At 52.7% G+C, this 14,039-nt stretch carries 10 protein-coding genes and 1 pseudogene; 3 read left to right on the forward strand and 8 right to left on the reverse strand.

Annotated elements, in window-relative coordinates; all coding sequences use genetic code 11:
- Nucleotides 1-230: 230 nt before the first annotated feature.
- Both asnS and pncB read right to left on the reverse strand, forming a co-directional pair.
- Entirely contained in the window at nucleotides 231-1,631 is a 1,401-nt protein-coding gene (gene asnS, locus ACM5QY_RS12320; protein WP_416120869.1) for an asparagine--tRNA ligase, read from the reverse strand.
- Between the two features lie 286 nt (nucleotides 1,632-1,917).
- Nucleotides 1,918-3,123 carry a nicotinate phosphoribosyltransferase gene (pncB, locus tag ACM5QY_RS12325; protein WP_416120870.1) on the reverse strand — a complete coding sequence of 402 codons (1,206 nt, stop codon included), beginning with the start codon at nucleotides 3,121-3,123 and terminating at the stop codon, nucleotides 1,918-1,920.
- A gap of 609 nt (nucleotides 3,124-3,732) precedes the next feature.
- Here pncB and pepN point away from each other — a divergent pair.
- Nucleotides 3,733-6,348: an aminopeptidase N gene (pepN, locus tag ACM5QY_RS12330; RefSeq protein ID WP_416120871.1), complete on the forward strand. Its 2,616-nt coding sequence runs from the start codon at nucleotides 3,733-3,735 to the stop codon at nucleotides 6,346-6,348.
- A 92-nt stretch (nucleotides 6,349-6,440) separates the two neighbouring features.
- Here the strand turns inward: pepN and ssuB are convergent.
- The 5 genes and pseudogenes from ssuB to ssuE form a co-directional block, all read right to left on the reverse strand.
- Nucleotides 6,441-7,222 (reverse strand): annotated as a pseudogene (gene ssuB, locus ACM5QY_RS12335) (aliphatic sulfonates ABC transporter ATP-binding protein).
- Nucleotides 7,219-8,010 carry an aliphatic sulfonate ABC transporter permease SsuC gene (gene ssuC, locus ACM5QY_RS12340; protein WP_416120873.1) on the reverse strand — a complete coding sequence of 264 codons (792 nt, stop codon included), beginning with the start codon at nucleotides 8,008-8,010 and terminating at the stop codon, nucleotides 7,219-7,221. Before ssuC ends, ssuB begins: the two are co-directional and overlap by 4 nt.
- 11 nt (nucleotides 8,011-8,021) lie before the next feature.
- On the reverse strand, nucleotides 8,022-9,176 hold the full coding sequence (gene ssuD / locus ACM5QY_RS12345) for an FMNH2-dependent alkanesulfonate monooxygenase (protein WP_416120875.1): 1,155 nt from the start codon (nucleotides 9,174-9,176) through the stop codon (nucleotides 8,022-8,024).
- Between the two features lie 58 nt (nucleotides 9,177-9,234).
- Nucleotides 9,235-10,209 (reverse strand): sulfonate ABC transporter substrate-binding protein, encoded by a 975-nt coding sequence (locus tag ACM5QY_RS12350; RefSeq protein WP_416120877.1) that lies wholly within the window; start codon nucleotides 10,207-10,209, stop codon nucleotides 9,235-9,237.
- Between the two features lie 18 nt (nucleotides 10,210-10,227).
- Nucleotides 10,228-10,809 carry an NADPH-dependent FMN reductase gene (gene ssuE, locus ACM5QY_RS12355; protein ID WP_416120879.1) on the reverse strand — a complete coding sequence of 194 codons (582 nt, stop codon included), beginning with the start codon at nucleotides 10,807-10,809 and terminating at the stop codon, nucleotides 10,228-10,230.
- 297 nt (nucleotides 10,810-11,106) lie between these two features.
- On the opposite strand from ssuE, the gene pyrD reads away from it, so the two are divergent.
- The gene (pyrD, locus tag ACM5QY_RS12360; protein ID WP_416120881.1) at nucleotides 11,107-12,117 is read left to right on the forward strand and encodes a quinone-dependent dihydroorotate dehydrogenase; all 1,011 of its coding nucleotides are present in this window, start codon (nucleotides 11,107-11,109) and stop codon (nucleotides 12,115-12,117) included.
- 196 nt (nucleotides 12,118-12,313) lie between these two features.
- Nucleotides 12,314-12,859, forward strand: coding sequence for a cell division protein ZapC (locus tag ACM5QY_RS12365; protein ID WP_416120883.1), 546 nt, complete (start codon nucleotides 12,314-12,316; stop codon nucleotides 12,857-12,859).
- A gap of 54 nt (nucleotides 12,860-12,913) precedes the next feature.
- On the opposite strand, the gene ACM5QY_RS12370 is transcribed toward ACM5QY_RS12365, so the two are convergent.
- Nucleotides 12,914-14,017 (reverse strand): YcbX family protein, encoded by a 1,104-nt coding sequence (locus tag ACM5QY_RS12370; protein WP_416120885.1) that lies wholly within the window; start codon nucleotides 14,015-14,017, stop codon nucleotides 12,914-12,916.
- Nucleotides 14,018-14,039 lie beyond the last annotated feature (22 nt).

The following is a 14,039-nucleotide window of genomic DNA, read 5'->3' on the forward strand; positions in this document are numbered from 1 at the left end:
TGAGAGTTTGGTGTCTCCTGTGTCTGAACGCACTATTCCATCCGAGGTTCGCTTAATCCATAGCGAAAATGCTACTAAATTACTAAATATGTTTCAGTGGGAAAGAATGTATTTCAAAATGTGTATTTTGCGGAACTTTGTGACGGGGATCTATCTTTAAAAATGGCGAAGGCCAGCTTAGCTGGCCTCCGAATTGTGGCAATTTTGTAAAATACAAATACGTTATTTAATTAGAAGGTTGCATTACGTGGTGTGCGAGGGAACGGGATTACGTCACGTACGTTTTGAACACCGGTGACATAAGCCACTAAACGTTCGAATCCTAACCCGAAACCAGAGTGCGGCACCGTGCCGTAACGACGAAGATCGCGATACCACCAATAATCTTCCTGTTTCAGGCCCATTTCGGCCATACGGGCGTCCAGTACATCCAGACGTTCTTCACGCTGAGAACCCCCGATAATCTCGCCAATGCCCGGTGCCAGAACATCCATCGCAGCAACTGTTTTGCCGTCATCGTTCAGACGCATATAGAAAGATTTGATATCTTTAGGATAATTTTTCACAACGACCGGCGCTTTGAAGTGCTGCTCTGCAAGATAACGTTCGTGTTCTGACGAAAGATCCACACCCCATGAAACTGGGTTCTCAAATTTCTGACCGCAATTCATTAAGATTTCTACTGCATCGGTGTAATCCACCTGCGCGAAATCGGAGGTTACAAAACGCTCCAGGCGGGCAACAGCATCTTTGTCTACGCGTTCAGCGAAAAAGGCCATATCGTCTGCACGTTCGTTCAAAACGGCCTGGAAAACATACTTCAACATGTTTTCAGCCAGTGATGCGATATCGTCAAGCGTGGCAAAAGCGACTTCCGGTTCAACCATCCAGAACTCAGCGAGGTGGCGGCTGGTGTTGGAGTTTTCTGCGCGGAAAGTCGGGCCGAAGGTATATACCTTGGACAGCGCACACGCATAAGCTTCGCCGTTTAGCTGGCCGGAAACGGTCAGGAAAGATTCTTTACCAAAGAAGTCTTCGCTGAAATCAATTTCGCCTTTATCCGTACGCGGCAGGTTTTGCAGATCCAGCGTGGACACGCGGAACATCTCGCCTGCGCCTTCAGTATCAGACGCTGTGATCAGCGGAGTTGATACCCAGAAGTAGCCGTTTTCGTGATAGAAACGGTGAATCGCCTGAGAAAGGGTGTTGCGTACACGAGCAACCGCACCAATCAGGTTAGTGCGCGGGCGCAGGTGAGCCACTTCGCGTAAATATTCGATGCTGTGGCGCTTCGCTGCCATCGGGTAAGTATCCGGATCATCCACCCAGCCAACCACTTTAACGGCGGTCGCCTGCAGTTCAAAACTCTGGCCTTCGCCGGGTGAAGCCACAACAGTACCCGTCACTTCGACTGAGCAACCTGTCGTCAGACGCAATACGTCTTCCTGATAATTGGGCAGAGAATTATTGACGACGGCCTGTAATGGATTAAAGCAGGAGCCGTCATAAACGGCGACGAATGAGATACCCGCTTTAGAATCTCTCCGGGTACGTACCCAACCGCGTACGGTGACTTCACTGTCAACCGCAGCACGGCCTTGCAGTACGTCGACTACAGGCACAACGCTCATAGATTTCTCTCTTTCTTTATATACAGATGTTGGCTAAGAAATAATGGACACCCTGTAAAAAGGGATTTTGCTATGTTACTTAGCCTTTCTCAGGACACAAGCAGAAATCGTCATCGGCAGCCAAGAATTCTCAGGCAGAAGGATGGATTGACTGAAATTATTGGCTGAACGAATGAAAGCCGAGCGAATTAAATCGTATGTATATAAAGGAAGAAAAGAGGAGGCGTTAATTCGGGGGAAATACAGTCATGTGCCGGAGTTCATTTTCCGGCACAGTGTTTATTCATCAGGATGCTTTTTTAACCAGCGGCAGATCGAATGCTTTGCGCAAGGCTTTCACGAACGCTTTATCCTGGCATATTGTTTTTCCGGGGCTATCCGAAAGTTTTGCCACCGGCTTGCCATTACACTGAACCAGCTTAATCACGATGTTCAGCGGTTTGACGTCCGGAATATTACAGGTGAGACGCGTGCCGATACCAAAGACCAGATTCACCCGCTGATGGAAATGCCGGTATAAATGCAGCGCTTTATCCAGATCCAGATTGTCGGAAAACACCAGCGTTTTAGCCATCGGGTCGATACCGAGCGCCTGATAATGTGCGATGGCTTTTTCACCCCATTCAACCGGGTCCCCCGAGTCGTGGCGTAAGCCCTGATAAGCGTTGGCGAATTTTGTTCCGAAATCACGCAGGAAAGCATCCATGGTGATGCAATCGGTGAGGGCAATGCCCAGTTGATCGGGATATTCATCCAGCCAGGCCTGCAAGGCGGCGCGCTGGCTGTTTGCCAGAACCGGGCTGATCTGCTGATGTGCCTGGAACCACTCGTGCGCCTGTGTTCCGACCGGCGTCAGCTGCAATTTATGCGCTAAATCGTAGTTGCTGGTGCCAACCAGATACGGGAATTCGTTTTTGAGCGTGGTGACAATCGCTTCCTGAACTTCCCCGGAGAAACGGCGACGTGTGCCGAAATCCATCAGGCGGAAAGCGGAGAGATCGATATCAGCGGCCTGTTCTTTGAAACCGGCAAGGTTTTTACGCAGCTGATCCACCGCCATTTGCGCGGTAACATCCGGTGAGCGCTGGCGATGGACAACTTCACTGATAACTGCCAGCAGCGGTACTTCCCACATGATCACTTCACGCCACGGGCCTTCGATGCGAACGTGCAAATGCCCGTTGCGATCGGAGACGGTGACATGCTCAGGATTGTAGCGGAACGCTTTCAGCCAGTTCAGATAATCCTGCGTGAAGAAGGGTAGCCCGGAAAGGTAGGTGAATTCGTCGTCGCTCAGCGCCAGCTGACTCATCATCTGGATCTGCTGACGAATTTCGCTGGCGTATTCGCCCAACAGTTCATCACCACGGCAGCGGAATTCGGCCACGACGTTAATAGTGCGATAGCGATGGTAAACCGCTTGCTGCATGTGAAGCTTGTAGGCATCGGTATCTAACAGCGAAGTCAAAATCGGGGAGGCGTATGGAGTCATAGCGCGCTTACAGCATCCTCGTCAGAAACTGAGTGTTTGAACACAAACAACCGTTCCGTAAAAAAAACGTTCTGGATAAAACAGCAAAGTCTGTGAAGTATACCGTATTATCCCGCTAAAGAACCCTCATCACATCATAATTGTCCGTGATTGGTCGAGGCTTAAATGTGCTTAAACGCAGGCACTACAGGCAAATAGGGGATTATTGAGATTAAAAAAAGCACAAATTGATTACATAAATTTAATCAAACTGACGTTCTGAAAAGACTCACTGGCTCGTTTCTGCACGCATTTTCCGCGGTGTAATCCCCTGCAATTGTTCATGATAATAAACGTTCTGCCGCCTGACTGTTTAATCCCCCGGTTCTTGCGTGTTTTCTTCGCGGTGACTCTTCGTCAGCGCCGGGACATTCCGTTTTGAACAAATCGTGGGCTAACGCACTCACAAAATGGCAACAATCTGGGATTTCCTGATGCCTGTGGTAGAGTTTAGAGATAAAAAGATTGAAGGCTGTCAGGGCTGCCCAGCCAATCGCTGGCGACATGCGTCGGCTTCATCTTCCATAAATCGTCATCACCCTAAACAATGAAAACGCCAAAAGGTTTTTTATGACTCAACTGCCACAAGCCAAGTTCCGCCACGACTATCGTGCGCCGGACTACACCATCACGGATATCGACCTGAATTTCGAGCTTGATGCACAGAAGACCCTTGTGACCGCCGTCAGTCAGATCAAACGACAAGGCGCTGAAGGCGCTCCGCTGGTGCTCAACGGCGAAAATCTGACCCTTGTCAGCCTGAAAATTAATGGTCAGGACTGGCCGCAATATCAGTTTAAAGAAGGTGTGCTGGAAATCACCGGCGTGCCCGAAGCGTTCGAACTGGCGATTGTTAATGAAATTCACCCGGCGAAAAACACCGCGCTGGAAGGGCTGTACCTGTCCGGCGAAGCGCTGTGTACCCAGTGTGAAGCGGAAGGTTTCCGTCATATTACCTATTATCTGGATCGTCCAGATGTGCTGGCGCGTTTTACCACCCGCATCGTGGCGGACAAAGCCCGCTATCCGTACCTGCTGTCAAACGGTAACCGTGTCGATTCTGGCGAACTGGAAGGCGGTAAGCACTGGATCAAATGGCAGGATCCGTTCCCGAAACCTTGCTACCTGTTTGCGCTGGTTGCCGGTGATTTCGACGTTCTGCGTGATTCTTTCAAAACCCGTTCAGGCCGTGATGTGGCGCTTGAACTGTTCGTTGACCGCGGTAATCTGGATCGTGCGGGCTGGGCAATGGAATCCCTGAAACAGTCGATGAAATGGGACGAAACCCGTTTTAATCTGGAATATGATCTCGACATCTTCATGATTGTTGCCGTTGATTTCTTCAACATGGGCGCAATGGAAAACAAAGGCCTGAACGTCTTTAACTCCAAATACGTGCTGGCCAAAGCGGAAACCGCCACCGACAAAGATTACCTCGGTATCGAAGCGGTCATTGGCCACGAATATTTCCATAACTGGACCGGTAACCGCGTGACCTGTCGCGACTGGTTCCAGCTGAGCCTGAAAGAAGGTCTGACCGTTTTCCGCGATCAGGAATTCAGCTCTGATCTGGGCTCCCGTTCCGTCAACCGTATCGATAACGTCCGCGTTATGCGTGGCGCTCAGTTCTCTGAAGATGCCAGCCCGATGGCGCATCCGATTCGTCCTGAAAAAGTGATCGAAATGAATAACTTCTACACCCTGACGGTGTATGAGAAAGGCTCAGAAGTTATTCGTATGCTGCACACCCTGCTGGGCGAAGAGAAATTCCAGGCCGGTATGCAACTGTATTTCGAACGTCACGACGGCAGCGCTGCAACCTGCGATGATTTCGTGCAGGCGATGGAAGATGCCTCAAATGTTGACCTGTCGCTGTTCCGTCGCTGGTACAGCCAGTCCGGTACGCCGGTGCTGACTGTGCGCGACGACTACGACGTGGAAAAACAGCAGTACACCCTGACCGTCAGTCAGAAAACGCCGCCGACGCCTGATCAAACTGAAAAGCTGCCGCTGCATATTCCGCTGGATATCGAACTCTACGATCCGCAGGGCAACGTGATTGCGCTGAAACAAAACGGCCAGACTGTCAGCCATGTGCTGAATGTGACCGAAGCCGTGCAGACTTTCATCTTTGATGATGTGGAAACTCCGCCGGTGCCTTCTTTATTACGTGAATTCTCCGCACCGGTGAAACTCGATTACAAGTGGGGCGATCATCAGCTGACTTTCCTGATGAAATTTGCACGTAACGATTTCGCCCGTTGGGATGCGGCGCAGAGCCTGCTGGCTATTTACATCAAACTGAACGTCGCACGTCATCAGCAGAAACAGCCTCTGTCACTGCCGTTGCATGTGGCGGATGCCTTCCGGGCGGTGCTGCTGGATGAACATATTGATCCGGCGCTGGCGGCGCAGATCCTGACGCTGCCGTCAGAAAATGAAATTGCTGAACTGTTCGATATCATCGATCCGGATGCGATCGGTGCCGTACATGAGGCGATTACCCGTTGTCTCGCAACCGAAATGGCAGATGAATTCCTGGCGGTTTATAACGCTAACTGTCTGCCGTCATACCGTGTGCTTCACGAAGATATCGGTAAACGTTCATTGCGCAATACCTGTCTGCATTATCTGGCCTTCGCAGATGTCACGCTGGCGGATCAGTTGGTTAAAACCCAGTTTGAGCAGGCGGATAACATGACTGACTCGCTGGCTGCGATGGCCGCCGCCGTTTCTGCGCAGTTGCCTTGCCGTGAAGTGTTGCTGGCGGCTTACGACGAGCGCTGGCATCACGATGGTCTGGTCATGGATAAATGGTTTATCCAGCAGGCGACCAGCCCCGCGGCCGATGTGTTGCAGAAAGTCCGTTCACTGCTCAATCACCGTTCATTCAGCATGGGCAACCCGAACCGTGTCCGTTCACTGGTCGGTGCGTTCGCCTCGGCTAACCCTTCTGCGTTCCACGCCGCAGACGGCAGTGGTTATCAGTTCCTGACCGAAATGCTGACTGACCTGAACACGCGTAACCCGCAGGTTGCCGCGCGTATGATCGAGCCGCTGATCCGCCTGAAACGTTACGATGCCGGCCGTCAGGCGCTGATGCGCCAGGCGCTTGAGCAGCTTAAAGGGCTGGAAAATCTGTCCGGTGATTTGTTCGAGAAAATCACCAAAGCGTTAGATGCGTAATTAGTCGCAGAAACGCATCGCAGAAACGCAGACAGACAAAAGGGCGATGGAAACATCGCCCTTTTGTCATGTTGAGATGACGGTATTTTGAATTAACTCTGCGCGCGTTTTGCTTCCTGCGAAACCGTCTGCGACGGCTGTGGCGTCAGAACGCGCTCCAGCACTTCGGCTTCCAGTTCTGCCAGACGTGCGGATCCTTTACGGCGCGGGCGCGGCAAATCGATGGTTAAGTCCATGCCAATTTGCCCCTGATCGATAAGGATCACGCGATCCGCGACCGTCACCGCTTCACTGACATCATGCGTCACCAGCAGAACGGTGAAATCATGTTGCTGCCACACACGCTCGATCAGGCTTTGCATTTCAATCCGCGTCAGCGCATCGAGTGCCCCAGCGGTTCATCCAGTAACAGCAGACGCGGGCGGTGGATCAGTGCCCGTGCCAGCGCCACACGCTGTTTTTGTCCGCCAGATAACGCCGACGGCCATTCATCGGCGCGATCGGCCAGCCCGACTTCTTCCAGCGCAGCCCGCGCGGCTTCACGCCACTGGCCTTTCAGACCCAGTCCGACGTTATCAATCACCTTTTTCCACGGCAGCAGGCGGTCATCCTGAAACATCAGGCGGGTATCTTCGCGCACCTGACTGAGCGGGGCACTGGCGCTGAGCAACTCGCCTTGCGTGGTTTTTTCCAGCCCGGCGAGCAGGCGCAGCAAGGTACTTTTACCGCAACCACTGCGGCCGACAACGGCCACAAACTGGCCAGGGGGAATGCGTAAATTAATGTCGTTGAGGACGATGCGGTTGCCGTATTTTTTTGTGATGCCGGATAACGTCACCGGCGTGCCTTGCCCGATACGTGCAGGTACGCTCATGCAGCGTCTCCTTGTTTTTTCTGATAGGCCGGGTGCCATCGCAGCCAGACACTTTCCAGCAGGCGGGCCAGCACATCAGCCAGTTTGCCGAGGATGGCGTACAGCACGATAGCCACGACCACGACGTCAGTTTGTAAAAACTCGCGGGCGTTCATCGCCAGATACCCGATGCCGGAATTGGCAGAAATGGTTTCCGCGACGATCAGCGTCAGCCACATAAAGCCCAGCGCAAAACGCACGCCGACCATAATGGATGGCAGTGCACCCGGTAACACCACCTGAATAAACAGCGGGAAACCGGACAAACCGTAGCTGCGCGACATCTCCAGCAGGCCTCGGTCAATGTTGCGAATACCGTGATAAGTATTGAGATAAATCGGGAACAGTGTGCCCAGCGCCACCAGGAAAATCTTGGCGGACTCATCGATGCCGAACCACAAGATCACCAGCGGGATCAGCGCCAGATGCGGAATGTTACGCAACATCTGGAGCGAGCTGTCGAGCAGACGTTCGCCCCAGCGTGAAAGCCCGGTGATAAAGCCGAGCAGTAACCCGAGACTGCCGCCAATGGCAAATCCCGTCAGCGCACGGAAGGTACTGATTTTCAGGTTCTGCCAGAGATCGCCGCTTTTCGCCAGCGTCCAGAAGGCTTCGACCACCGCGCTCGGCGCAGGAAGAATACGGTTTGACATCCAGCCTGCTTCAACGGCCAGTTGCCAGCCGCCGATCAGGACGACAGGAACGACCCAGGGCGCGGCGCGGTTAAGCCAGCGTTGTGATCTCGTCATCTTTGTTATCCTCAATGCTGGCTGGCGGCACGTTTATTCGCAAAATCGTGAGCCACCAGTTCACCGCGCGGCAAAATGGCTTTTTTTACGGTTTGGTCGTCTTCCGGTTTTGCAAGATCCAGATGCGGGAACAGCAGTTCGCTGACGCGATAGGCTTCTTCCAGATGGGGGTAACCGGAGAAAATAAAGGTATCAATACCCAGATCGGCGTATTCCTGCATGCGGGCTGCAACGGTCGGGCCGTCTCCGACCAGCGCCGTTCCGGCTCCCGTGCGCACCAGACCAATGCCCGCCCACAGGTTCGGATAGATTTCCAGCTTGTTGCGGTCACCGCCGTGCAGGGCAGCCATGCGGTGCTGACCGACGGAATCGGTTTTCGCAAACGCCGCCTGCGCGCGCTGAATAGTTTCATCATCCACGTTGGCGATCAGCTTGTCTGCGGCGCGCCAGGCTTCTTCGTTGGTTTCGCGGACAATAACGTGCAGACGGATACCGAAACGAACGGTGCGTCCTTTCGCGGCGGCTTTCGCACGAACCTGCCCGATTTTTTCCTTCACCAGCGCCGGCGGTTCGCCCCAGGTCAGATAAAGCTCAACCTGTTCAGCGGCCAGATCCTGCGCTTCGTCAGAAGAACCGCCAAAATACAGCGGCGGGCGAGGGTACTGAACCGGCGGATGCATCAGGCTCGCGCCTTTCACCTGAATGTGTTTGCCTTCGTAATCCACCGTTTCCCCTTCCAGCACACGACGCCAGATGCGGGTAAATTCTGCGGACGCTTCGTAGCGTTCCTTGTGATTGAGATGCAAACCTTCGGCAGCCAGTTCGGTCGGATCACCACCTGTCACCAGATTAAACAGTGCGCGACCGCCGGAAAGGCGGTCAAGCGTGGCGGCCTGACGCGCAGCCAGTGTCGGAGAAATAATCCCCGGACGCAGTGCCACCAGAAATTTCAGACGCTGAGTCACCGAGATCAGCGAGGCAGCCACCAGCCATGAGTCTTCACACGAACGGCCCGTTGGCAGCAAGACGCCGCCAAAACCTAACCGGTCCGCTGCCTGTGCGATCTGCTGAAGATAGCCGTGATCGACCACGCGTGCGCCTTCTTCCGTGCCTAAATAACGGCCATCGCCGTGGGTAGGTAAGAACCAGAATACGTTCAGACTCATGTTGTTGCTCCTCTCAAATCGTCATAAGGCGCCGCTCAGGGGGCGGCTCAATGAATGTTTAGTTGGCCTGTACTTCGGGTTTCCAGATGCGATCTTTAATCTCAACCGGTTTGGGCAAAATATGGCTTTCATAAAACAAATCGGCGGTTTGTTGCTGGCGCTTTTCTGTTTCTGCGCTCACCGGCGTGATAGGCAGGTCCGGCAGATGATCCAGATAAGAGGCCACGACTTTATCCGGCAGCCCCATCGACTGCGAAAGCAGTGTGATGCTTTGCGCGCGGTCGGTTTTCGTCAGCGCATTCGCCTGCGTTAACACGTCCAGAACAGCGCTGATAAATTGCGGATTCGCTTCGGTATATTTTTTCGGTGCCAGGTAGAAAGAACCGGTCTGGTGTAAGGTCGAACCGTCGGTCAGCACGCGAACATCACCCTGAACCAGCGCGGCGGAATAGTACGGATCCCAGATGGCCCAGGCATCGACGTCATGCTGCTGGAAAGCCGCTCGGGCGTCGGCGGGGGTCAGATAAACCGGCTGAATATCCGTGAATTTCAGCCCGGCCTGTTGCAGCGCGCGAAGCAGTAAATTGTGTGAACTGGAGCCTTTCTGGAAAGCCACTTTATGGCCTTTCAGGTCAGCGACGGTTTTGATCGGGCTGTTGCTGCCGACCAGAATCACTTCAGCTTTGGGCTTCGGCGGTTCAGAACCGATGTACAGCAGGTCTGCGCCTGCTGCCTGCGCGAACAGCGGTGGCAAATCACCGGTACCGCCCAGATCAATGCTGCCGACGTTCAGCGCTTCGAGAATTTGCGGCCCGGCAGGGAATTCTACCCAGGTGATTTTGGTGTCCGGAAAACGTTTTTCCAGCAACTGATGGGATTTCGCCAGCACCAGACCGACGGATCCTTTCTGGTAGGCAATGCGTAACTGCGCGGGATCTTTTTCCTGCGCAAGGGCCGTACCGCTCAGCGTCAGGCTGGCCAGTAAACCGGCGATAACCGGCAGGCGACGTAATAGAGAGAAAGATGCGTGCATGGTTAATTCCTTTTAAAGTTAAACGCGCAGTGCCTGAGCAGAAAGGGACGCGACAGACGGCGCCAGCGGACGACGGCGGCTGAGTGCCAGATAGAAGTTTTCCAGTGATTCGTTCAGACGCTCTTCCAGCGCAGGATCGAGCTTCGCCGGGTAAGTCTGGTAATCAGTGATCAGGCTGTCATCGGCGAAAACGCCCTGTAAAACTTCCTGCGCCTTGAGCGAAGCCAGCACCGGTTTGAGCGCGTAATCCACGGCGAGCATGTGGCCGATCGAACCCGCGGTCGCCAGCGGCAGCACGACTTTATGGTCGAGTGCGCGTTCCGGCAGTAAATCCAGCAATGTTTTCAGCGCACCGGAAAAAGAGGCTTTATAGACCGGCGTCGCCACAATCAACCCATCGGCGCTTGCCAGTTCTGCATTCAGCTGTTTGAGCTGCGGGCTGGCGAAATTGGCGAACAACAGGTCGTCAGCGGAAAAATCCTGAATCGTATAGGTAAAAACCTCGACACCACGGCTTGCCAGCCACTGATGGCTGAGCGCCAGCAGGGAGGAAGAACGTGAAGGTTGTCGCGGGCTGCCTGCGATGGTTATAACGCGCATCTCTCTTCCTTATAACAAAAAATTATAGAACCATTATTTTATTTAACAAAGTGAAGTCAACGTAACAGGCGGACGCGACGTACCGGAAATCTCAATTTTGGCTATAAATAGTTTGAAAACGGATAAAGCAGGGATGAAGCGGGCGTGGGGGGATAAAAGTGAAATTAAGGTAAATAAAAAGTAATCGTTTGCGTATAGAAACAATTATTGTGCCAATCCGCCGGTTATCGTTTCCAATTGCCTGGCGGTTAGTCGATAATACCGCCCCGTCTAGCCACCGGGAATCCAGGAGTCTCCATGTATTATCCTTTTGTCAGGAAAGCACTGTTTCAGCTCGATCCAGAGCGCGCCCACGAGTTAACCTTCCGTCAGTTAAGCCGTATCTCCGGCACCCCTCTTGAGTTTATTATTCGTCAGTCTGTTCCGGAAAAACCGGTGACCTGCATGGGATTAACTTTTAAGAATCCGCTGGGGCTGGCCGCTGGCCTGGATAAAGACGGGGAATGTATCGATGCACTCGGCGCAATGGGATTTGGTTTTGTGGAAGTGGGAACCGTTACGCCGCGCGCGCAGGCGGGTAATGATAAGCCACGTTTATTCCGCATCGTTGAAGCAGAAGGCCTGATTAACCGCATGGGTTTTAATAACCACGGCGTGGATAATCTGGTGAATAACGTCAAAAAATCCCATTTTGGCGGCATTCTGGGGATTAATATCGGCAAGAATAAAGACACGCCGGTTGAGCAGGGTAAAGATGATTATTTGACCTGTATGGAAAAGGTATATCCGTACGCGGGGTATATTGCGGTGAATATTTCATCACCGAACACGCCGGGATTACGTTCACTGCAATACGGTGACGCGCTGGATGATTTGCTGGCGGCGATTAAAAATAAGCAGCTTGAACTTCAGCAGCGCCATCAGAAATATGTGCCGGTTGCTGTGAAGATCGCGCCGGATCTTTCTGAAGAAGAATTGATCCAAATAGCCGACAGTTTAGTGCGTCATAATATGGATGGTGTGATTGCCACTAACACCACGCTGGATCGTAAATTGATCCAGGGCCTGAATCATTGTGATCAGGTCGGCGGGCTGAGCGGCCGTCCGCTGCAACTGCGCAGCACAGAAATTATCCGCATGTTGTCGAATGAATTACAAGGACGCCTGCCTATTATTGGCGTAGGCGGCATTGATTCACTGACGGCAGCGCGTGAAAAAATGGCAGCCGGTGCCTCATTAATTCAAATCTATTCCGGATTTATCTTCCGGGGTCCGGGACTCATCAAAGATATTGTTACCCACCTCTGATATTTTTCATCCTTAAGGCGGGTCAGGGGTTTATTTATTAACCCGGCTCGTCTATATTTTGTCCACCGGCCATTATTCTGGCTCAGGATTTGTCTGATATACGTTCGTAATAAAAAGATCTACTCTTATCCGATCGGGTAACAATAGAACATTACGAACAAACAGACAGAGGGCATCACGCAAACAGGATGATGAAATGAAAATCAAACCAGATGATAATTGGCGTTGGTACTTTGATACTGAACACGACCGGCTTATGTTGGATCTCGCCAATGGCATGATTTTCCGTTCCCGTTTCCCTGCTAAAATGTTAACGCCGGATGCGTTCGGGGATATGTCATTTTGTGTCGATGATGCGGCGCTGTATTTTGATTTCGAAGAACAGTGCAAACATATTCGTCTGACCACCGAGCAGCGCGCCGAATTAGTCTTAAATGCCTTAGTGGCGTTTCGCTTTTTAAAACCGCTGATGCCAAAAAGCTGGCATTTCAGTCAACAGCATCGTCCTTTCCAGCCCGCAAACGGCCAGCTTGCGCAGGTGCAGGTGATAGAAACGGGTGAACAGGCGACGTTACTGATTGTGGAGTCAGGCGATAATGCCAGCCTGTGCTTGCTGGCGCAGGAACGCCTCACAGTGGCAGGGCGCGGTATGGTGTTAGGCGATGCAATTAAAGTGATGCATGACCGCCTGATGCCGGCGGCGTTCAGAGTTGACAGTGATGTTTACGATCAGGCGGTTTGATATTTAATATCGAATAAAACCGCCTGACCCTCTGTTTTCAGTTAACTACGCTTTTTAGCCAATCACAATATCTGAAGCCGGAATACAGCTGCACGACAATATCATTCCGTCTTTGCCCACGGCACTTTCTTTCAGCGGCGAAACTTTTCCTTCTTGTAATGTCATTTTGCAAGCCCCACATATTCCTGCACGACACGAATAAGGAATACGTAATCCCTGCAATTCCAGCTGTTCGAGTAAAATCTGCTGATTATTCCCGGTAAACTGCGTGCCCTGATAATTGATGGTCACGGCCTGCGCGGTACTTTCCGGCGCGTCGACGTTTTCAACCACTTCACCTTTGCCGTAAGGCCGCGATGGTTTGGTGGTCAGCACCTGAACACTGTCGCCTGCGCGGATAACACCGGTATTTCGTGCAATCATATTCTGGCCGAAATCAACGTCGCCATCGCTGGCTGTGCGGTAGCCCTGCAAGGTTTTCAGCGGCTCGCCACGCGGATGTTTACGCCCGCGTTCAATACTGACGGTGGTGAAAATACATCGGCTGCACGGTTTTACCAGATCGAAAATGACGTCGCCGATGCGGATCGTTTGCCAGGTATCTTCGGCGTAAGCTTCGGCACCGCTGACCACAATATTCGGGCGGAACTGCTCAACACGGACACCGCCCGGGCAGCGGCGCTGTAAATCCTGCATCGACGCTTCGTTGATCAGCAGATACGGGAAACCGTCGGCAAACGACAGCGGAACTTCCGGATGCTGTTTCACACGGCGGGTCGGCTCTTCACCCACCCAGCGAAGCTGGACGTCACGCTTTAAATAAGCACTTAACCAGCGATTTACCGGTTCCGGCGCGATGAGTGAGGTAAACTGGTTGCCCCAGACTTCTGTCGGTGAGTTTTCTCCGGCGAATTCACGGAATTTTACGCGGATGCTGTCGCCTTCGGGCGCGGAAATCATCAGGCCATCGGGCAGGAGCACCGGTGTGAACAGGACAAGGTTGGGATACTGGCGGGCAGTAATAAAAGTGCCTTGCGTATCGGTAATCATGAACTGGCGGTCGAATGCCAGTCCTGTTGCTGTGACCAGTGCGTGTGAAACCTGTAAACCACGCATGGATTTGACCGGGTGTACGAATAAACGTGAAAGAATGGGCACTGAACGCCGCCTCTCTGTATAT

The organism is Rahnella sp. PCH160 (genome assembly GCF_047784855.1).
Lineage (GTDB): Bacteria > Pseudomonadota > Gammaproteobacteria > Enterobacterales > Enterobacteriaceae > Rahnella.